The organism is Methanoregula sp. UBA64 (assembly GCF_002502735.1).
Lineage (GTDB): Archaea > Halobacteriota > Methanomicrobia > Methanomicrobiales > Methanospirillaceae > Methanoregula.
The window spans coordinates 28,504-49,500 of the sequence record NZ_DAQC01000003.1; the positions used below are offsets into that span (position 1 = coordinate 28,504).

At 59.1% G+C, this 20,997-nt stretch carries 19 protein-coding genes and 1 rRNA gene (1 of these 20 only partly in view); 9 read left to right on the top strand and 11 right to left on the bottom strand.

Annotation, left to right across the window (positions count from 1 at the left end):
* The coding region (locus tag BP758_RS07125) for an acyl-CoA synthetase (RefSeq protein WP_292370156.1) at positions 1–660 on the top strand (660 nt) is incomplete at its 5' end.
* A 63-nt stretch (positions 661–723) separates the two neighbouring features.
* Positions 724–1,314 carry an acetate uptake transporter gene (locus BP758_RS07130; protein ID WP_292370158.1) on the top strand — a complete coding sequence of 197 codons (591 nt, stop codon included), beginning with the start codon at positions 724–726 and terminating at the stop codon, positions 1,312–1,314.
* Between the two features lie 17 nt (positions 1,315–1,331).
* On the opposite strand, the gene BP758_RS07135 is transcribed toward BP758_RS07130, so the two are convergent.
* The 5 genes from BP758_RS07135 to BP758_RS07155 form a co-directional block, all read right to left on the bottom strand.
* Entirely contained in the window at positions 1,332–2,435 is a 1,104-nt protein-coding gene (locus BP758_RS07135) for an ATP-NAD kinase family protein (RefSeq protein ID WP_292370160.1), read from the bottom strand.
* Between the two features lie 9 nt (positions 2,436–2,444).
* Entirely contained in the window at positions 2,445–3,803 is a 1,359-nt protein-coding gene (locus BP758_RS07140) for a TrpB-like pyridoxal phosphate-dependent enzyme (protein WP_292370161.1), read from the bottom strand.
* A gap of 158 nt (positions 3,804–3,961) precedes the next feature.
* Positions 3,962–4,615, bottom strand: a complete 654-nt coding sequence (locus BP758_RS07145; protein ID WP_292370163.1) for a DUF5591 domain-containing protein — start codon at positions 4,613–4,615, stop codon at positions 3,962–3,964.
* A gap of 30 nt (positions 4,616–4,645) precedes the next feature.
* Positions 4,646–5,242 carry a GNAT family N-acetyltransferase gene (locus BP758_RS07150; RefSeq protein WP_292370165.1) on the bottom strand — a complete coding sequence of 199 codons (597 nt, stop codon included), beginning with the start codon at positions 5,240–5,242 and terminating at the stop codon, positions 4,646–4,648.
* Positions 5,242–5,817 (bottom strand): DJ-1/PfpI family protein, encoded by a 576-nt coding sequence (locus BP758_RS07155; protein ID WP_292370167.1) that lies wholly within the window; start codon positions 5,815–5,817, stop codon positions 5,242–5,244. Before BP758_RS07155 ends, BP758_RS07150 begins: the two co-directional genes overlap by 1 nt.
* A gap of 111 nt (positions 5,818–5,928) precedes the next feature.
* Between BP758_RS07155 and BP758_RS07160 the strand changes: the two genes are divergently transcribed.
* Complete coding sequence (locus BP758_RS07160) at positions 5,929–6,762, top strand: class I SAM-dependent methyltransferase (protein ID WP_292370169.1); 834 nt, start codon at positions 5,929–5,931, stop codon at positions 6,760–6,762.
* Positions 6,763–6,860: 98 nt separating this feature from the next.
* Here the strand turns inward: BP758_RS07160 and cofE are convergent, their stop codons facing one another.
* From cofE to glyA, 4 genes are read right to left on the bottom strand one after another with little or no spacing between them, the layout of a single operon-like run.
* On the bottom strand, positions 6,861–7,634 hold the full coding sequence (gene cofE, locus BP758_RS07165) for a coenzyme F420-0:L-glutamate ligase (protein ID WP_292370171.1): 774 nt from the start codon (positions 7,632–7,634) through the stop codon (positions 6,861–6,863).
* Complete coding sequence (folP, locus tag BP758_RS07170; RefSeq protein ID WP_292370173.1) at positions 7,635–8,444, bottom strand: dihydropteroate synthase; 810 nt, start codon at positions 8,442–8,444, stop codon at positions 7,635–7,637.
* Positions 8,441–9,274: a bifunctional methylenetetrahydrofolate dehydrogenase/methenyltetrahydrofolate cyclohydrolase FolD gene (folD, locus tag BP758_RS07175; RefSeq protein WP_292370175.1), complete on the bottom strand. Its 834-nt coding sequence runs from the start codon at positions 9,272–9,274 to the stop codon at positions 8,441–8,443. Before folD ends, folP begins: the two co-directional genes overlap by 4 nt.
* Positions 9,275–9,316: 42 nt before the next feature.
* The gene (gene glyA, locus BP758_RS07180; protein WP_292370177.1) at positions 9,317–10,558 is read right to left on the bottom strand and encodes a serine hydroxymethyltransferase; all 1,242 of its coding nucleotides are present in this window, start codon (positions 10,556–10,558) and stop codon (positions 9,317–9,319) included.
* 269 nt (positions 10,559–10,827) lie between these two features.
* Between glyA and BP758_RS07185 the strand changes: the two genes are divergently transcribed.
* From BP758_RS07185 to BP758_RS07195, 3 genes are read left to right on the top strand one after another with little or no spacing between them, the layout of a single operon-like run.
* Positions 10,828–11,403, top strand: a complete 576-nt coding sequence (locus BP758_RS07185; RefSeq protein ID WP_292370180.1) for a hypothetical protein — start codon at positions 10,828–10,830, stop codon at positions 11,401–11,403.
* A gap of 23 nt (positions 11,404–11,426) precedes the next feature.
* Entirely contained in the window at positions 11,427–14,867 is a 3,441-nt protein-coding gene (gene smc, locus BP758_RS07190; RefSeq protein WP_292370182.1) for a chromosome segregation protein SMC, read from the top strand.
* Positions 14,860–15,822 carry a ScpA family protein gene (locus tag BP758_RS07195; RefSeq protein WP_349680502.1) on the top strand — a complete coding sequence of 321 codons (963 nt, stop codon included), beginning with the start codon at positions 14,860–14,862 and terminating at the stop codon, positions 15,820–15,822. Before smc ends, BP758_RS07195 begins: the two co-directional genes overlap by 8 nt.
* A gap of 227 nt (positions 15,823–16,049) precedes the next feature.
* Here the strand turns inward: BP758_RS07195 and BP758_RS07200 are convergent, their stop codons facing one another.
* Complete coding sequence (locus BP758_RS07200; protein WP_292370184.1) at positions 16,050–17,363, bottom strand: NCS2 family permease; 1,314 nt, start codon at positions 17,361–17,363, stop codon at positions 16,050–16,052.
* 93 nt (positions 17,364–17,456) lie between these two features.
* Positions 17,457–17,960: a hypothetical protein gene (locus BP758_RS07205; protein ID WP_292370186.1), complete on the bottom strand. Its 504-nt coding sequence runs from the start codon at positions 17,958–17,960 to the stop codon at positions 17,457–17,459.
* A 300-nt stretch (positions 17,961–18,260) separates the two neighbouring features.
* On the opposite strand from BP758_RS07205, the gene BP758_RS07210 reads away from it, so the two are divergent.
* The 3 genes from BP758_RS07210 to BP758_RS12360 all read left to right on the top strand — a co-directional run.
* On the top strand, positions 18,261–19,070 hold the full coding sequence (locus tag BP758_RS07210) for a DUF4013 domain-containing protein (protein ID WP_292370188.1): 810 nt from the start codon (positions 18,261–18,263) through the stop codon (positions 19,068–19,070).
* Positions 19,071–19,185: 115 nt separating this feature from the next.
* Positions 19,186–19,842 (top strand): alpha/beta fold hydrolase, encoded by a 657-nt coding sequence (locus BP758_RS07215; protein WP_292370190.1) that lies wholly within the window; start codon positions 19,186–19,188, stop codon positions 19,840–19,842.
* A 931-nt stretch (positions 19,843–20,773) separates the two neighbouring features.
* A 16S ribosomal RNA gene (locus tag BP758_RS12360) occupies positions 20,774–20,997 on the top strand (it continues 2,063 nt past the right edge of the window).

Here is a 20,997-nt window from a genome sequence, read left to right on the forward strand (position 1 = left end):
ACCTGGTGGCAGACCGAGACCGGCATGCAGATGATCACCACCATGGTTGGGGAACCCATGCGGCCCGGCTTTGTCGGAAAACCTGTCTGCGGGGTCGAGGCCGATGTCGTGAACAAGGACGGCATACCGGTCCCTCCGGGCACCGGGGGCTTTCTGGCGATCAAAAAGCCCTGGCCGTCCATGATGCGCACGATCTACAAGAACGACGAGCGGTACCGGAAGTACTGGGAGACAATCCCCGGCATGTATGCCGCAGGCGATCTTGCGGTCAAAGGGACTGACGGGTACATCATGGTGATTGGCCGGGCCGATGATATCATCATTGTCTCGGGCCACAACATCGGGACGGCCGAAGTGGAGAGTGCACTTGTCTCGCATCATGCAGTGGCAGAAGCTGCAGTGATTGGAAAACCCGATCCGATCAAGGGGAACTCCATCAAGGCGTTTGTGATCCTCCGCGTGGGAAACAATCCGAGCGAGAAACTCACCAAAGACCTTGCATATCACGTGAGGATCACGCTCGGGCCCATCGCGGTCCCGCACGAGATCGAGTATGTCGATAAACTGCCCAAGACCCGGAGCGGCAAGATCATGCGCCGGGTCTTAAAGGCAAAAGAACTGGGGATGGACCCTGGGGATGTCTCGACACTTGAAGAATGACAGGCATATAAAAATGTACAAATACCTGGAAACGAAGGAGAATTGGTAATGGAGTAGGAAACTATGCAGACCGACACGACACAGACGGCCACGGCCGTGAAAAACCTGGATATGACCGCGAACCCGGCGCCCCTTGGGCTCGTCGCGTTCGGCATGACTACGGTGCTTTTGAACCTGCACAATGCAGGTTTCTTCGCACTCGGCTCCATGATCCTCGCGATGGGGATCTTCTATGGCGGCCTTGCACAGGTGATCGCCGGGATCGAGGAGTGGAAGAAGAACAATACCTTCGGGGCGACCGCGTTTACCTCGTTCGGGATGTTCTGGCTGACGCTGGTGGCCCTGCTCGTACTCCCGAAACTGGGGCTCGCCGCAGCACCGGATGCAACATCGATGGCCGCGTACCTTGCCATGTGGGGGATCTTTACGCTCGTCATGTTCATCGGGACCTTAAAGGCAAACCGGGCACTCCAGCTGGTGTTCGGGACGTTAACAATCCTGTTCTTTTTGCTCGCACTTGGCGATGCAACCGGGAACAGCACGATCACCGTGATCGCGGGATACGAAGGGATCCTCTGCGGATTCCTGGCAATCTACGCGGGTCTTGGGCAGGTCTTAAACGAGATGTACAAAAAGACCGTTGTGCCGCTGTAACCGGCGCCCCTCTTTTTTTATTGCTCTTCCGCCCGGTGGATCTTCTTTCGTTGCGCGATCCGGTACCCTGATATGACCAGGACGGACGGCCCAAAACCGGCGTCAATTTCAGGATCGCCCGAGTCCACGTAAAGAGCCGGCGTCTCACGCAGCTTGTGCGGTGTAGCAACCACGATCACCCGGTCTGTCCCGACCCGCCGCACCACCGCAGGGCTGATCTGCTGGCTGCCCCGGCCAAGGATAAATCCCTGTGCCCCGATGGGGCTCACGATGATCCGGGCACCGGGATATTTTCCGGTAAGGGAGAGCAGCGTCTTCTCGTCTGCATCCGCGGCAATGATGTTGCCGTTTAGTGCCGCATCCACACCGAGAAGAGCTTTTGGCATCCCGAGGCGGCGGGCGATCGCCTCGGTGGTCGTCCCTGCTCCAAGGATATAGAGCGTGTCCGGCAGCATCACTTCGGCCATGAACCGGGCGATCTCATCCTTTGCCCGCTCCTCGTCAGCCTCCTCGAATACCTGTTTTGCGGGTTGGGTCATGCCGGCCCGGGCCGCAACCCGGGCAATGCCGTACAGCCGAGTGGCAAGCGTGCCGGCCCGGTATGCCTCCTCGTCCACGTCAACCACGTCGCCGTCCGTGATCGTGTACGGCCCGGAAAGGATCCCTGCCGCAGAGGCCGGGTCAACGGCAAAGACCGCGGAGTACATCTTCACCCCTGCCGGGATCCCAAGGACCGGCACGTCCCGGCCGGCAGCAGCAAAAACATCCCGGGCGGTCCCGTCGCCCCCGCAGAAAAGGATCAGGTCGGCCCCTTCTGCAACAACTGCACGGACAGCATTTTTTGTATCATCCGCGGTGCTCTTGCCTTTGGCGGTATACGCAATCCGGTACCGGGAGATCCCGCACTGCCTGAGCACGTCCTCCCCCATCTCCCCGCTGCAGGTAAGGAACGTGAGATCCGGGAGATCTTTTAGGGGTGCCAGTGCAGTCGCTGCACGGTCCTGTGCATGCGGTACGGCTCCCCGCTTTTGGGCCTCGTCTGCTTTCCCGTCCGTTCCCTTGAGGCCCACGGACCCGCCCATGCCGGCGACAGGGTTTATGATGAGACCAAGGACGGGCATAAAAAAAGGTTATTCGATCTTCGGGATCCGCCCGAGGGCTTCTTTGATCAGTTCGTCCGGGTACTCGTAGTCCACGAGCTTGCCGGAATAGAATGCATCGTACGCGGTCATGTCGAAGTTGCCATGGCCCGTGCAGTTGAAGAGGATCGTCTTTTCCTCGCCGGTCTTTTTGCATGCGAGCGCCTCGTCGACGGCTCCTTTTACTGCATGGGAGGCCTCGGGAGCAACGATGATCCCTTCGGTCCGGGCAAAGGTCTGGGCCGCCTCGAATACCTCACTCTGGTGGTAAGCGACCGCCCGCATCACGCCGTCGTGGACAAGCCTTGATACTATGGGCGAGTCCCCGTGGTAGCGCAGGCCCCCGGCATGCATTGCCGGCGGGACAAAGTCATGGCCGAGCGTGAACATCTTCATGAGCGGGGTGTAGCCCGCCTCGTCGCCAAAGTCGTACGTGTAGAGCCCCTTGGTGAGACTCGGGCACGAGGCCGGCTCGACGCCGATGATGTCCACGTCCTTGTGCTTCCCGGTCAGTTTGTCCCCGGCAAACGGGAACGAGATGCCGGCAAAGTTCGAGCCGCCGCCCACGCAGCCGATCACTACGTCCGGGTACGCATCGACCGAGGCCAGCTGCTCGCGGCACTCAAGGCCAATCACCGTCTGGTGGAGACAGACGTGGTTGAGGACCGAGCCCAGTGCATAGTTCGTGTTGTTGTGGCTTGCCGCATCCTCGACTGCCTCGGAGATTGCAATCCCGAGCGCCCCGGGCGTATCGGGGTCTTTTGCGAGAACGGCCTGCCCGGACTTTGTCTTAGTGCTCGGGCTCGGGATACACTCCGCTCCCCAGACCTGCATCATGGATTTCCGGTACGGCTTCTGCGTGTAGCTCGACCGGACCATGTACACGGTACATTCCAGACCGTAGAGCATGGTTGCAAAGGACATGGCTGAGCCCCACTGGCCGGCGCCGGTCTCGGTTGCGATCCGCTCGATACCTGCCTTTTTGTTATAATACGCCTGCGGTATCGCAGTGTTGGTCTTGTGGCTCCCGGCCGGGCTCACGCCCTCCCACTTGTAGTAGATCTTTGCCGGGGTCTTCAGGAACTTCTCCAGCCGGTGGGCGCGGTAGAGTGGGCTTGGGCGGTAGAGCCGGAACACTTCCCGCACTTCCTCGGGGATATCCACGTACTTATCGGTCGTTACTTCCTGCCGGATCAGTTCCATGGGAAAGATCGCGGAAAGATCTGCGGGGCCGATGGGTTTGTGGGTCTGCGGGTGAAGCGGGGGGTCGAGCGGCGAGGGCAGGTCTGCCTGGACATTATACCACTTTTTTGGGATCTGCTCCTCGTCAAGGAGGATCTTGGTCTGCATACTAAGAGATTACTTTGTACGAATATATACATTATGGTACAAATTTGATATTTTTAGTATTTTTACGGGCGTTCAACGTATGCCCCCTACCGGTACATAGTGATACCAAAACCTGCCGGCAAATTCCCGGACATACCTGTGAATAAGAAACGTCCCCGTTACCCGGAACGTTTCAGGTCCGGGTGTTCGTTCCTGAACCGGATAAGGGAGTCGCAGAACTCGCCCAGGTACTCGTCCATCGAGAGGCTCCCTTCCTGGAACCGGCACTCTTCTTCCTCGATCACCCGTTCGATCATGTCCTTTGTCGGGAGGAGGAGGTCGAGAGGGATTTCGGCTTTTTTGGATCCCCGGACCATCGCTTCGCGGAAAAGGCCGATGCAGTACCCGACACGGTAGGTATAGGTATCCCGGGTCTTTTCCAGATAGCCGGCCACCCGGTCGGTCTCAACCGCAAGGAAGTCCTCTTTTACCTTGTCGTCATTGCACTTCCCGAGCATGTACCGGTAGTGGGCATACGGGTACATGGTTTCAAGTTCGGTAGGCACGATCCCGCAGGTGCCGAAGATCACGATGTGGTACTGGGACTCATCGAAGACCTGCGAGATGATCATCCGGATGAGCTGGTGGCTCGGGCTCGTGCTGTACGGCTTTTTCATGGCGCAGGGCATAAAAATGGCAATTTTTTTGGGCTGCACCTCGTACTCGTCGATGATGTACCGGTAAGAATCCTCGAACTCTTTGAGGTAAAACGGGGGACCGGTGAGAAACGGCTTATTGCGGGAATCATCCGGTCCCTGCTGGGGTGGTGCCATGCTCTTCCCTAGAGGATCGTCTGTCGGATCCTATGAATCACGCGGTCGGGGATCGGAGGTATGCCGGCAGGCGGTCTCCCACGCACTCCGGTCCAGCACAAACCCGAGCGTTCCTTCCTCAAGTCCCGACCCGGGTGTTGTCGGTCCCGTACAGGTAAAGCCGGTCTTTTCAAGGACCCGGAGGGATGCTTTGAGTTCCGGAAAGGTCGTTGCCATGATCCGCAGGATCCGGGGATAGGAAAAGACTGCCGGGATCATCTCCCGTACCGCCTCGGTGGCATATCCCCGGCCCTGGAATGCATCGAGCACCGAATACCCGATGAGCACGGTCCCCGGCTCATCGTATGCGGTCCCGGTCCCGCCGCTCCCGACAAGGATTCTTCTCTTTGCCTCCGGCTCGTCCAGCACCCAGTACCAGCAGGCAAAGAACGGATCGGTCTGTTCGGTCTCCATCCGGAGGAACTCGGCGAGGACTTCTGTGTTCATTTCAGAAGGCGGCCAGGCTGCGGGGATCTCTGCATCCAGCAGCCGGGAAAGCTCCGTATGGTCATGGAGATCGGCGGACAGGATCTCACGGTCTGCAGGAATGAGATCGAGACGCCGGGTATGGAGACGGAGCCCGGTCATCAGGCCGGCCCCGGAGGATAGTACGGGTAGTCCATCTGTTTCTGGATCGCGGCCCGTGCAGCAGGACCGGCGATCTTTTCTGCAAGGTACAGCCCCATGTCAATGGCGGCGGTCACGCCCCCGGCCGTGATCACGCGATCGTCATCCACAACCCGGTCTTTCGATACCTCTTTTGCAAATTTCCTGAGGATCTCCGTGAGGGCCGGGTTCGTGGTGGCCCGCCGGGTCTTGAGCATCCCCGCCGCCCCGGCGAGCAGTACGCCCCCGCAGACCGCGGCAACGGTTGTTTTCCCCGGATCAATGGAAAGCCATGCGATAAACTTCCGGTCCCGGAGGAGGTCTGCTATTACGTTCCCGCCGGGAATGACAATGTAATCGAATCCCGAAAGATCCGGGCTGACCATGTCCACTGCAAGTTCAACGCCCTCGAACGACCGGATCCGTTCCTGCCGTGCACAGGTGCAGTATTCCAGATCCGGCACAAAGCCCCTGGTCCTGAGCCGGGTGAGCGGGTCGTACGCACCGGCAAAATCAAGGAGCGTCACGCCATCGTAGAGAACAAATGCGATCTTCATGAATCCTTCTGATAATACTGTATACCTCCTGGAAAATTATGCCTGCTGGATGATGCCGTGTGGGGAACGGTTTTGGCCCGCAAAATCCAATACCCGTACACCAGAGGGAACATGGCCGGGAACAGCAAAAATTCGGATAAATCCAATAATACCGGCTTCTTTTGCGGCAAGGCCGGCTATTATGCCCGGTACCGCAGGGGCTACCCGGCAGAGGTCTTTGATACGATCGTTTCCCGGTTTTCGCTTGCCCCGGGATCGGCAGTCCTCGATCTCGGCTGCGGGACCGGGAACGTGGCGCTTCCCCTTGCCCGGCGCGGCCTGAAGATCTATGCTGTTGACCCTGACCCGGAGATGCGCGAAGCGGGCCGCAGCCGGGCCAGAGCAGACCGGGTCCCCGGTATTTCCTGGCTTGCCGGCTCCGATACGACCCTTGGGGCCCTTGGCCTTCCACCGCTCCGGCTCTGCACCATGGGGCTCTCGTTCCACTGGATGGACCGGCCAGCGGTTCTTTGTGCCCTCGATACCCTGATAGGGCCCGGTGGGGGGGTAGCCTGCCTGAGCCGGACCGACGGGTTCTTCTCTCACCTCCATGAGGGGTGGGGCCGGGCGGTAAAAGAGGTCCTAACGGAGATGCTCGGCGATTCGTGGGACTATTCGGGGCGCCTTAAAAAGAAGCTCGGCAATGAGAAGGACCGGCATGAAGACGTCTTTGCCCGGTCCCCGTTTTCGGCCTTCGAAGTTGTGGAATTCCCGGTCCGCGAGACATTTACCGTGGACGAGATCATCGGCCACCAGCTCAGCACCTCGTACATCGACCCGGTTCTTCTCGGCGAGCGCAATGCCGAGTTCCGCGACCGGCTCACCAAAAGCCTGCTTGCACTCGAACCTTCGGGAACATTTTCCAGTGAATCGGTGGTCCAGCTTATCATTGCGAAGCGGGCGTAACCCCCATCAGGATCCGGCGGAATACGGTGCCGGTAATTTTACCAAACCCGGAACAAGTTCCGGGAATTAAAAAAAGAGGTTCTCGTTTTTTAAAGGGCCTATTCCTGCCTGCCCCTGCGGAATACGCCCATGAACAGGCATTCGTCGGCATCGATGGTCCCGACGCCTTCCTGGTCGCCGATGGGCATGCCCAGTCCCCGGACAATAACGGCCGGCGTGCATTCATCGGCCTCGCCCATGACCAGTTCTGCTGCTGAGGCGATGTTGTCGGCCACGGCCCGTTTAGTCACCTCGAGCTTGCGCCCGAAGAGGTCGCTCCTGCCCCGGTCATCGATCACCGAATCGATCCCGGAGCACCCGATGGCAACGCCGGAACACCCCAGCCGCATGGCATGTGTCCTGCTGTCGATAACAAGCACCCCGACAGAGACGCTGCACCGGCTCTCGATCTCCCTGCGGATCCTCTTTGCGCTTGCATCCGGGTCCTTTGGCAGCGGGACAATACAGCCCGGCGGGGCGTTCGAGGCATCCACCCCTGCATTCGGGAGCAGGGTGCCCTGCTTCATGCAGAGCAGGAACCCCGGGATCCCCCCGACAATATCGTCGCTCTCGGCAAGGACCACTTCCACGGTGCGGGGGTCCATGTGGTGCTTCTTTGCCAGCTCCTCTGCACGGGAAGACGGCGTTACCGCATCGAGATGGATGACATGTCCTTCCGCGGTGGCAACAGCGGTCTCGGCAAGGACCAGGACATCGCCGTCACAAAATCCCCCGGCGGCCGCTTTTGCCGACTCGATGATCCGGTCCACAAACGGGTCGCCGGGACGGATGATCCCCGTGGAGAGGCCGATCACCGTATATGAGTTCTTCATCTACGGCCTCGTCATGCGCTCGCGGACTTTCATGATATCCCGGGTGGCCGCCACATCGTGGGTCCGGATGATGGACGGGCCTTTTTGTAACAGCTCCATGGTCACGGCAAGGGTGCCCGGGAGCCGTTCTTCGGGATAGCGGTTCAGGAGCATCCCGATAAAGGTCTTCCGTGACACCGCGGCTAGCACCGGGCGGTCAAATTTCAAAAACTCCTCAAAGTGCCGGCAGAGTTCCCAGTCGTCCTCGACCGACCGCATTGGGGTCCAGATCCCGACGCCCGGGTCGAGCACGTACTCTTTTACCCCGGCCTCATCGCACCTTTTTATGACGCCTTCGAGCGAGGCAAGCGTCTCGGCGACCCCCACGGGATCGCCGGGCTGCCGGTTTGCCGCCATCACGAAGGCAGGGAGGCCGGCGTCAGCCACCTCTTTCGCATACGCCGGGTAAATAAATCCCCCGATATCGTTTGCCGCGTGGACATCGTGGTTCAGGCAGACCGCAAGCACTCCCGGGTGCATCGTATCCACGGAAACCGTGATCCCGCTCCCGTCGAGTTCGTTCAATGCCGCCTCGACCCGTTCCGCCTCGGTCTTCCCGCTGATCGCCTGCGTGTTCGGTGCAGTGCTCCGGGCGCCGAGATCGATCATGTCCGCGCCCTGCTCGATCATTGCTACTGCCGTTGCATGCACTTCTTCGAGAGGAACGTAGGAGTTGGCGTAGAAGGACTCGTTGCTCACGTTGATGACGCCCATGACCCGGACCGGGGCATCGCCCCCGATCACCAGCTTGTTCACGGTGCAGGTCTTCATTGCATCCTCTGCGCTGCGGTGAAAGTGTTCTCCATGAGCGTTGCAATGGTCATGGGACCGACACCCCCGGGAACCGGGGTAATCGCGGATGCTACCTCTTTTACTGCATCGAAATCAACGTCGCCCACGAGTTTCCCGTTGAGCTGGTTGATCCCGACATCGATGACAACCGCGCCGGGTTTGACCATCTCCGGTGTGATGAAGTGAGCTTTTCCTATGGCCGAGACCAGGATGTCGGCCCGTCGGAGCTCCCCGGGGAGGTCACGGGTTTTGCTGTGGCAGATGGTGACCGTTGCATCGGCGTTCGTGAGGAGCGCTGCCATCGGCCGTCCCACATCGATGCTCCGGCCCACGACTGCGGCCCGTGCGCCGGCAACCGGTATGTTGTATTCTTTTAAGATCGTCATAATCCCGGTCGGGGTGCATGGAGTAAAGCAGGGCTTCCCGCTCATTAAGAGGCCAAGGCTCGTGGGGTGGAACCCGTCCACGTCCTTTTCGATCTTCACCGCGGAGATGACCTTATCGGTATCGATCTGTTTCGGGAGTGGGAGCTGGACGAGGATGCCGTTGATATCATTGTCCGCATTGAGCCGGGCAACGGTCTCCAGCACCTTTGCCGTGGTGGCATCGTCCGGGATCTCGATCCCGACCGAGCCGATCCCCACGCGCTCGCAGGCCCGGTGCTTCATCCGGACGTACATCTGCGAGGCCGGGTCGCTTCCCACAATCACGGTGGCAAGGCGCGGGTACAGGCCGGATTCGCCGATCGCCTCTTTTGTGAGTTCGAGCCGCTTTTCCGATACTGCTTTCCCGTCAAGTATGGTGACCATTGCCAAAAACCACCTGTAAATAGAAAATGAGAAAAGGGATTATTATACTGTCGGGTAAATCGGGTACTTCTGCGCCATTGCAGTGACTTCCCCGTTTACCTTTGCGATCAGCGTCTCGTTCTTGATATCCTTTACCACCGACGCGATCCAGTTCCCGATCTGGCGCATCTCGGCCTCTTTCATGCCCCGCGAGGTGACGGCCGGGGTACCTACCCGGAGACCGCTCGTGACAAACGGGCTTTTCGTCTCGTTCGGGATCGTGTTCTTGTTGACCGTGATGCCTGCCTTACCCAGGGCAACCTCGGCCTCGAGGCCGGTCAGGTGCTGGTTGGTGAGGTCGATGAGCATCAGGTGGTTGTCGGTGCCGCCCGAAACGAGCCGGATGCCGTTGTTCATTAAGGTCTCGGCGAGCACTTTTGCGTTCTTGATGATCTGCTTGTTGTATTCGGTAAACGAGGGCCTGAGCGCCTCTTCAAAGCAGACTGCCTTTGCGCTGATGACGTGCATTAAGGGGCCGCCCTGCATGCCCGGGAAGACCGCCTTGTCGATTGCCGCTGCATATTCCTCGTTGCACATGATCGCGCCGCCGCGGGGGCCGCGGAGGGTCTTGTGGGTCGTAGTGGTCGTAAAGTTCACGACGCCGACAGAGGTCGGGTGCTGCTTGGTGGCCACGAGGCCGGCAATGTGGGCGATATCCGCCATGCAGAAGGCGCCTACATCATCGGCGATCTCCTGGAATGCCTTGAAATCAATGGTCCGCGGGTAGGCAGATGCACCGCACACAATCATCTGCGGCTTCTCTTTTTTCGCCATCTCGCCGACCGCGCCGTAATCCAGAACTTCCGTCTTCGGGTCTACTCCGTACTGGGCGACCTGGTAGAATTTGCCGGTGAAACTGACCGGGGCGCCGTGAGAAAGGTGGCCGCCCTGGTTGAGTTTCATGGAGAATATCTTCTCGCCCAGTTTCATGTTGGCAAAATAGACTGCCATATTTGCCTGGGTGCCCGAGTGGGGCTGGACATTTGCGTGCTGTGCGCCGAAGAGTTTCTTTAACCGGTCGCGGGCGAGGTTCTCTGCCATATCGTGGAACTCGCAGCCGCCATAGTACCGCTTCCCCGGGTAGCCCTCGGCGTACTTGTTGGTCATAATCGAACCCATCGCTTCGAGCACCGCACGGCTGACAATGTTCTCGGAAGCGATCAGCTCCAGGCCGTTCGTCTGCCGGAGCCGCTCCATCTCTATAATATTTGCAATTTCTGGATCGGTTTGGGATAGATACGACATATGGAAAAAGGTTGGCGTGGATCAGGTAATACCTTTTCTTTGGTACCGTTCAAAGGGATCGGATCTGCAGCGCACAAGGGCCGGTCGCCCTGACCCGGGGCGGGGGTAAAACAGCGCGTACGGGGCCAAAACGACCTCCCGGGGGAGCCCCGCGCCTCATTTGGTAAAGCAAACAGGCACAAACCTTTTTTTCCTCATCTGCAGATCACTACTATTATTAATAAGGAGTGCGCCGCACCAGTATATATCACAACATATACAGGTTAGGCATGGTTCGACCGGAAGCAAAGATCAGGTACCTCGAGTTCGAACTTGAAGAAAAGGAGAGAGTGATCAAGATGATGGAAAACGCAGGAAGCGGTGCAGGCGAGGACCGCGTTGCAGCGCTCGAAAAGAAGGTCAACGAGATGGAAGCGCTCGTCAAGGGACTCACCCAGGAACTCCTTGACCTGAAGTCGATTGCCATGAAGATGTCCAAGCAGACCGAGGAGCGCAGCCGCCAGGAGCTCAAGCGCATGCAGCCGATCGTCCAGGGCTCACAGGTGCCCGGCGCGGTATCCGGCAATGCCTCGGCAGCGCCCCAGGCCGGTGGCAGCACGGTCATTATCCGCAGGGGTTCCCGTGCAGCGGAAGCCGAACCCGAGGCCCCGGCAGAACCCGCCATGGATATGATCATGCAGCCCGATGGGACCATGAAACTCGAACCCCGACGCGGGGACAAGGACTACATCGTTGCTTCTGCCGGCTACGGGCGGAACAAGAAGGGGATCTCCGCAAAGCCCAAACAGAGCGACCTCATCTACGCGGTCGAAGAGGACAAGTCTAAAGATCCTGCAAAGAAGTAAGCCTGTACCAGGGAGCCGGATCTTTGCACATCACAGAGCTGGAGATAGATAATTTCAAGTCTTTTTCAAAGAAGACAAAAATTCCCTTTTTAGAGGGTTTTACCGTCATATCGGGCCCGAACGGCTCCGGCAAGAGCAATATTATTGATTCCATCCTCTTTGTCCTCGCACTTTCGAGTTCCCGCAACCTCCGGGCCGAGAAGCTCACCGATCTCATCAACCTCAACTCCGGCAAGAACATTGCCGAGGTTGCCATTGCGTTTTCCGACGGGACCAAGATCCGCCGCCGGATCAAGAAGACCGGGAACGGCTATTACAGCTACAACTACCTGAACGACCGGCTCTGCAAGCAGAGCGATATTGTCGACCACCTCTCAAAGTTCGGGATCATCCCGCACGGCTACAATGTCGTGATGCAGGGCGACGTGACCCGGATCATGGAGATGAGCGACTTCGAGCGCCGCAAGATCATCGACGAGATCGCCGGGGTCTCCGAGTTCGACACGAAAAAACAGCAGGCGCTCTCGGAACTCGATGTGGTAAGGGAGCGCATCGAGCGCGAAGAGCTCCTCTTGCTCGAACTCACGAAACGGGCAAACGAGCTCAAGAAAGAGCGGGAGCACGCCCTCGAATACCAGAAGTGGCAAAAGGAGCTCGCCTTTTACCAGGGCTGCCGCTCCGCTGCCCAGCTCCACGACAAGGAAAAGGAACGCCTGACCATCCTTGCATCGGCAGAGGAGCAGAAGATCCAGATCGCACGGATCGCATCCGACCGGAGCATCGAAGAGAACGAGCTCGCCTACCTCAAGGCCGACCTTGCCGATGTCGACGAGCTGATCAACCAGAAGAGCGGCCCCGAGTACCTGAAGCTGATCGCCGACCTCGAAGAGGCAAAGAGCGGGATCAAGCTCGCCGAGCAGACCATAGCCCGGTTAAAGAAGGACAAGGAGACGAACCTCGAAGGGATCAACCGGGTCTTTGCCGATACGAAAAGGGCCGAGGCACGGGTCCAGGAGCTCTCCGACCAGATCCGCACGCTCTCCATCGACCGCACGAATATCGCTATGGAGGTGGCAACGGACAAGGCCCAGCTCGAGAAGATCGAGACGGAGATCCGGCAGTACTCCTCGGACACCGAAGAGTCCCGGCAGAAACTCTTTGCCCTGATGGAAGCGGCGGAGGCAAAGAAGGGCGAACGGTCCGGCATCCTCCACCAGCAGGACATGCTCATCGAGAAGAGCCGGATGCGGACGAGCGAGCTCGAACGCCTGGTTGCGCTCCAGAAACAGCTCGATGAGGAGTACGCAGAGAAGCAGAAGCAGCTCGCGGAGAACGAAAAGTCGGTCACCGATCTTGCCGAACGGAAGAAGGGGCTCGACCGGAACCTCTCGGAGCTCGAAGGCTCCCTCTTTGCCCAGCGCTCCTCGCTCGAACGGCTCCGCGGCGAGATGAAGGATGCCGAGCAGGACGCGATCCGGCTCGAAGCCGCCCAGCAGGCCCGGGGCGAGTCCGGGGGCAGGGCCATCGAGGCCGTAAAGGCCATGGAAGGCGTCCATGGGACCATCATGGAGCTGGGCCGGGCGCCGCCCGAGTACGCCACTGCCCTCAACGTTGCTGCGGGAAACAAGCTCCAGTTCGTGGTCTGCGACACCGACCAGATTGCATCGGATGCGATCCGGTACCTCAAGGACGAGCGGCTGGGCCGGGTCACCTTCCTCCCGCTCAACAAGCTCAAGCCCCCGCAGCTCCCGCCGGTAAAAGAGGCCGGCGTTGTCGATTACGCGGTCAACCTGCTCGATTACGACCCGGTGTACGACAAGGCCTTTGCCATTGCGCTCGGGGCGACCGTTGTCGTGGACACCCTGGAACGGGCACGGAAGCTGATCGGGAAGTACCGGATGGTCACCCTCGACGGCGAACTGCTGGAGCGGAGCGGGGCAATGACCGGCGGTTCGGCAAAGAAGCAGGTCAGGGGATTCGGCGCTGCGGTCGATGACGAGATTGTCCGGATCCGTTCCCACCTTGCCGAGCTCGCGGGCGAGGCATCGACCCTTGAAGCGGGCGTGAAGCGCCTGACCGAGGAAGTCGATGCAAAGCGGGCAGAAAGGAACGAGATCGACCAGAACGTGGCCCGGTCCGGGGCGGTAAACGAGGAGTACACCCGGCGCTTCGAGGCGATCACGGTCGAGAAGCAGACGATAGAGGCCGCCGTTGCCCGGCAGAAGGAAGAGACCGGCAGCAGCGCCGCGGAACTTGCCGCCCTTGAAGGCGCACTCGACACGGTGACCGAGGCGATCAACGGGATCCAGGCAGAGATCGATGCGATAAAGAAGAAACTCGACGACACGAACATCCCGGCCCTCACCGACCAGATGGAGAAGAAGAAAAAGGAGATCGAGGAGGCCGAACGCCGCCTGCGGAACAAGGAGGCGGACATGAACGATGCCTCCCGCGAGCGCCAGCACTTTACGGCCCGGGTCGGGGAACTGGGCGAGGAACGTGCCCGGCTCGACGAGCGCAACCGGCAGATCGATACCGAGATCGCCGGGTCAAACGACCAGATCGCGGCCCACAAGGCCGTGATTGCCGACCTCGAAGAGAAGCAGAAGCAGTTCTCGGGCGAGATCGAGGAGCTGCGCAAGAAGAGGACGGAGATCTCCGAGAGCATGCACGCGTCGGAGACGAAGATCATCAAGTTCGATTCCGACAAGGAACGGTTCACAGCCCAGCTCACCGCCCTCGAGGAACGGGCCGCCGCGCTCGCTGCGGAGATCGCCGCGCTCGTAGCCATTGTCGGCGAGGTCACGACCGATCTCACGCTCACCGAGATCGAGGGCAAGATCGCGGACGCGGAGCTTGCCATCCACAAGATCGGTGCCGTGAACATGCTCGCCATCGAGGAGTACGAGAAGATCGAGCACCAGGTACAGGAGCGGACCGAGCGCAAAGACACGCTCTCGAAAGAGCGGGAGAACCTCATCGAGCGTATCCAGAAGTACGAGCAGATGAAGTTCGAGGCGTTCATGACCGCTTTTAAGACGATCGATGCAAACTTCCGGGAGATCTTTGCCCGGCTCACGAGCGGGAGCGGCAACCTGGTCCTTGAAAACGAGGAAGACCCCTTCACCGGCGGGCTCACGTTTGCGGTCAAGCCCCGGGACAAGAAAGTCCACCTGCTCTCCTCGCTCTCGGGCGGGGAGAAGTCGCTCACCACCCTTGCCTTTATCCTCTCCATCCAGCGCTATATCCCGGCGCCGTTCTACGCCTTCGATGAAGTGGATATGTCGCTCGACGGCGCGAACGTGGAACGGATCGCGGCGATGATCTCAGAACTTGCCCCCACGTCGCAGTTTGTCATCGTCTCACTGCGTAAACCGATGATCGAGGCAGCCGAACGGATCATGGGCGTGACGATCCGGCCGGACAAGAGCACGCTCGTTACCGGGGTCAAGGTGAATGGCTGAACCGGGCAAAAAGAAGAAGCGGGCGGCAAAAGCGCCGGCTCCCTCCGGGGAACCAGCCAGCGTGCCAGCACCGGCGATAGAAGAGGTACCTGTCCCGGCTGGGGAAGGAGCTGCCGCGGAGACTCCTGATACCGGAGGTGTCGGGACCGCGGGCCCCGACGGTTCCGGCCCGGCGCCGGCCCCGGAGACTGCGCCGGCCGCACCGGAACCCGAGCCGGAGATGTTCAAGGACCCGGTCGAGATCCTGGTCGGCCTTGCCGAACGGGGCGAGATCGATCCCTGGAACATCGATATTATCGAGGTGACGGACCGGTTCCTCTCCGAGCTGGAGCGGTGCCGGCAGCTCAATCTCCAGATCTCCGGGCGAACGCTCTTTTACGCGGCAACACTCCTGCGGATGAAGTCCGAACAGCTGGACGTTGCATCGGACGACGAGGAGGGTGACGGGGAAGACGGGGACTACGACGTTACCGAGGATCCCGATTTCGCGGACGAGAGCCGGCTCGGGCCTATCGAACGGCTGGAACGGGAGATCCAGCGCCGGCTCGACCGGAAAAACCTGCGGAAGAGCCCGGTCACGCTCTTCGAGCTGATCATCGAGCTCAAGAACCTTGAAAAAGAAGAGCGGAGGCGCCGCCGCCTGCCCCCGCCGGATGAGGACTACCTGGTCGAAGCCGACGATGTGGTCAGCATCGCGCACGAGGAGGGGTACCAGGATTCATCCCGACAGATCATCGAGGAGTGCCTCGCGAATGCCGACCCGACAACCGAGATCACCCTTGCCGAGCTCTGTAAGGACCTTGGCTGGAAGCTTCCCGAGGTCTATCTTCCGCTCCTCTTTATTGCCCTCGACGGACGGTGCAGCATCCGGCAGGAAGAGTTCTTCGGGGATGTGTACGTGCAGGTAGTAAAAGAAGATGAGGAAGGAAACCCGACAGGCCCTCTGGCGGAGTAAGGGTTTCTGGAACGCCGTCACGGGTTTTCCTTGAATTCTGTCTCCTGCAATTCATTGTTCTCCAGTGCGTTCTAAACTATCCCCTCAGTATCGGATCGGTCCAAAAGAAGCCGATCCCGATACAACCATGCCGATATCTGTCACTCAACCCGTCTGGCCCTTGACGCATATATCCGCGAGCACGGGCGGAAATAAACTATCGCAGGATGCAGTAAAAAAAATCCTGATCAGTAGGGATAGAAGACAAAGAAGAGCAGGCAGAGTACACAGAGCGCCCAGCAGGCCGGCGGGATCTCGCGGAACTTCCCTTTGACCGCCGCAAAGACCGGCCAGAGCACAAACCCGGCACACATCCCGACCCCGATATTATACGTGAAGCTCATCATCACGATCACGGTAAATGCCGGAATCACTTCGGCATAATCGGAGAAGTCTATCCGTGTTACCGGCTGGAGCATCATGAGGCCGACAAGGATGAGCACCGGCCCGGTGGCGAGCGCCGGTATTGCCGAGAAGAGCGGGGCAAAGAAGAGGGCGAGGAGCAGCAGGCCGCCCACGACAATCGCCACGAGCCCGGTCCGCCCTCCCTGCTCGATCCCGGCCGCGGACTCGACAAAGACGCCGTTCGTGGTGGTCCCGAGCAGCCCGCCCGCCGTTGTGGCAAGGGCATCGGCGAGAAACGGCTTTTGCACGTCCGGGATATTCCCGTCCCTGTCAAGGAACCCGGCCCGGGCGCCAAGGCCGATGAGCGTTCCCATGGTATCGAGAAACATCATCGTAAAGAGGGTGAGCACCACCGGGAACATCCCGAGCGTGAAAACCCCCGAAAGATCGAGCTGGAGAAACGTCGGGGAGATGTCCGGCGGGAGGGAGACCACCCCGGTGGGCAGGGGAGCAGCCCCGAAGGCAAAGGCAAGGCCGGCGGTGGCAAGGATCCCCACGAGGATCGCAGCCGGGACCTTTTTGACGATCAGGATCCCGGTCAGGACAAAACCCATGATGGCGAGCAGGACCGCCGGCGTGTGCAGGTTCCCGATCTCCACCGGGACACTCCCGCTCCCGACCACAACGATCCCCGCGTCGATCAGGCCGACAAACGCCAGAAAGAGCCCGATTCCCACAGAGAAACTCAGTTTTAACGAGGCGGGAACGGCCTCGCTCATCACCGAACGCCACCCCGTGAGGGTCAGGACGACAAGGAGGATGCCGCTCACAAAGACCGCCCCGAGGGCCGCCTGCCACGGGTAATGGAGGACGCCGACTACGGTATACGCGACAAAGGCGTTCTCGCCCATGTAGGTCGCCACGGCAAAGGGGCGGTTCGCGTACCCGCCCATGATAATGCAGCCGATCGCGGCGGTAACAATCGTTGCCGCCATGCAGGCCTCGTACGGGATCCCGGCGGCTTTGAGGATCCCCGGGTTGACGATGATGATGTAGACGATGGAGACAAACGTCACGAGGCCGGCAACGATCTCCCGGCGGAACGTGGAACCCCGTTCGGTAATATGGAAGAACCGGTCGAGCTGCGTGACGGTCATGTGTCACGGAGATTGGGGCCGGTTTGTCATGAACCTGTCGAAAACTGCTCTTATTCCTGCCTTACCGGGGTGCAGGCCCGGCGGATTCCGGATTCAGGCAAGCGCCGGGACAGAATCTGCCCACATCTCCACCTTTTTCCTGATACTATCCCCGGTATACGATGATACCGCGATGCTGTTCCTTGCAAGGCAGACAAAGTAGATCCCGTCGTCAGGGTCATGGCATTTCAGGATCGCCGAGAAGAGGTCGGACTCCTGTACATGCCGGCATTTCCCCCGGTGGGCCTGGATATTTGCCAGGTTCGAGATCATGGCGGCAATCCCGGTCTCGTACCCGTCTACCGAGTCATAGACCTCCGAGCTTGTCCCGATACGTTTTCCTGCAGGATTCGTATACACGAATTTTGCCGTATACCTCTCGCGGATAACCTTGACCGGGGGATAATTCCTCCTCACGGAACTGTATGATGTGCATCCGAGAGGATTTAACCGGATAAGGCTCCGGACCAGTGCTGCAAAGGCGCTGATATCGGTCACCGGGCTTTTCAGGATCCGGTTGGCACACTTTTTTGCCTTGCGGGGGATAAACACGGGCATATACTGCCCTGTTTTTCCGGACCAAAAGAAAATCTTGGTGGTCGCATCACGCATGGCATGGTGCAAAACTGTTTTTGCAAATAGATCCGCAAAAACAGCTAAAAAAACCGCTCCCTGCACATGCTACGGCGTAAAATACGGGCCTGGTGGAGCGGTTATTCTATCGTTTTTTAGCACGGTGCAACCGGCCAAAAACAAAAACGCACCATGTGACCCTGTGGGGGGTAGGGCATCCGATCCTGTCTGCCCGATCCTCCCCGCATCACCTTTATCCTGTGCCCGCAGTACTGTTGTAGTATTATGGATTACGGAGCACTAGTTTCAGAGGCAGCGCAGTATACCAAGGCTGCCCTCTTCAAAAAGCCGGTCACGTGGCTGGTATTTATCCTGTGCAGCCTGCCGTTTGCGCTCATCAACTTCCTGTACGATCCCAAGACCCTGGTCTCCGCTACGGGAGAGTTCCAGTGGAGCAACCTCCCCTGGATGCAGATCATCCTGCTCGGCTTTATCGGCCTGCTCCTCTCGTTCATCGTCTCGGGGTACCTGGTCAGGATCTTCCGCGGGTCGGCACAGCCGCCGGGATTCGAATCGTTTGGCGCGCTCTACCTTGACGGCATCAAGCTCTTTATCGTCGCCCTGGTCTGGATGATCCCGGCGCTTGTCATCCTCATTGCCTCGTTTGTCATGATCGTTTTTGGGGCCATGTCGCGGACGGCTCCGATGGGCACCATGATGACCGCAGGATTCCTCCTCCTCATGATCGGGCTCATCGTGCTCGTGATCACGCTCGTGTACACGTATATGGGCTGCGTGCGCTTTGCCCGGACCGGCAGCATGCGTGAAGCATTCCGGATCTCTGCGCTCACCGCCACCATCCAGACGATCGGCTGGGGCGCGTACATCCTCGCGCTTATCATCGTGGCCGTGCTCCTCGTCCTCTTCGGGCTGGTCATCGCCCTCCTTGCGCTCATCCCGCTTGTCGGATGGCTGATCCAGCTGGTCCTCGAGCCGCTCGTCCAGATCTTCTCTGCGCGGTACATTGCCCGGGTCTACGACCACGGTGTCCCGCAGGAACCCGCCCCGGCCCCCGCGCCGGCAGTGGAAGGGTAACCGGACGGTTCCCTGATACAACATCAATCCTTTTTTTCCTGTTTTTCGTTTCCTTCATCAGCAGGGATTATCGCCTCCCGGATACAAAGGTCAGAATCAGGAGAGTTGCTTTTTGATGGCTACCTATATCCTGGTGCATGGGGGGAATATGTCAGCCAAAACCTGGAACCGTCTGACAAAACGGCACAATTTTCCCGAGGGCACCCGGCTTGGCGCCCGGTACTGGGACGGGACGGTTGCAGCCCTTGAGGAGCACGGCCACCGTGCCGTTGCTCCCGCCCTTGCTAACGAGCATACGCATAACCTTACCGATCATATCGGGCAGATCTCTGAAACTATCGAATCGGCGGGAAAAGAGAGTGTGATCCTTGTCGGACACAGCTACGGGGGGATGGTCATTACCGGAGTCGCGGACCGGCTGCCGGATAGGATCCGGCGCCTGGTCTACCTTGATGCAGCCCTGCCGGATCCGGGAGAATCTCTTTTTGACCAGTTTATCCAGAGCGGCATCGATCCCCTGTCTGTTCCCGGGCTGGAACCTGCGGCAGCATATACGGAAAAGATCCGGTTCGATCCTGAAAAGATCCGGGCGCTGCTCAAAACCTATATCCGGTGTACGGAAAGCGAGTTTGCCGCAGTGACTTCAGAAGCAATGCGGAAGATCGCAGCTCGCAGGGAAGGGTGGACCTGCCGTGAACTGCCAACATCCCATGTACCGATGGCCACCATGCCCGGGCGGTTATACCGGCTGCTGCTCGCAGCTGCTGAGTAATACCCGGGGCGGTGTAGGTCCGGCTCTTTTAGTGTATATGTAAGGCCGCGGGTATCCTGGACGGGAAGAAGAGTGCGGCAGGGTGCGCGATCCTGCCCGGGATCGGCCCGGAAACCTGCGCGGAAATGTACGGCCCCCGCGTCCGGGCGATCTGCCGCGGGGTGGGGGGATCGCGTGCCGGTTCCCTGCGCGACCCGGTCCGGGCTAAGCTGTCGGACAAGGCGATTCCCCGGGAAACCTGCCGTATTCTGCGAATCCGGCCGGTATTATCCGATATTTCCCGGGATCCGGGAAACCCCGCGAATCTTCGCGGAACCTGCGGCATGGAACGCACGGCCGGTACAGGGAAAATCCGCCCGATGCGGGCCCGGTGCCCGGTTCCGGTTGGCCGGTACAAGTATCGCAGCTGCATATAGAATCCCCCAAATCAATCTCCCCGGAAAAACCGGGCCTGGCCGGGGAGTAACCCTTAAATGCTAGTGTGTGGAATAATGTGATCCACAATTCTGATGAAGACCCGAAGAAAACTCCCGTAAAAAAGGGGTGTCGGGTCCGAAGATGGGCCGAAAATGAAGGCAATAAGGTATATATACCGAAAAAACCTACATTGTAAGCCCGTGTTCAAACCAAAAACACGACGAAAACCGTGTGGTGAAGAACCAACAACGACCGGAAATTCCGGGGCTTGGTTCCGAACACAAAACAAAGCATGTAACAAGGTATAAATAGCCTTGAAACATACATTATGAGCCCGTGTTCAAGTGAACAACACGACGAACACACGCAAAACTTTGATGGAGATCCAACAATACCCGGCTTGACCGGAGTTGGTTCTGACGTTGATACTGGCAATGCGGAAATTTGTTTAGTAACCGCTAATTCCTCGAATTAAGGTTCAGATATTAGTGTGCGTACGTATGTACAATTTAGAATTCTGGTTGATCCTGCCAGAGGCCACTGCTATCGGAGTTCGATTAAGCCATGCGAGTCGAGAGGTGTAAGACCTCGGCATACTGCTCAGTAACACGTGGACAACCTACCCTGAAGTGAGGGATAATCCCGGGAAACTGGGGATAATACCTCATAGACTATGGAAGCTGGAATGCTCTGTAGTTCAAAGGTCCGCCGCTTCAGGATGGGTCTGCGGCCGATTAG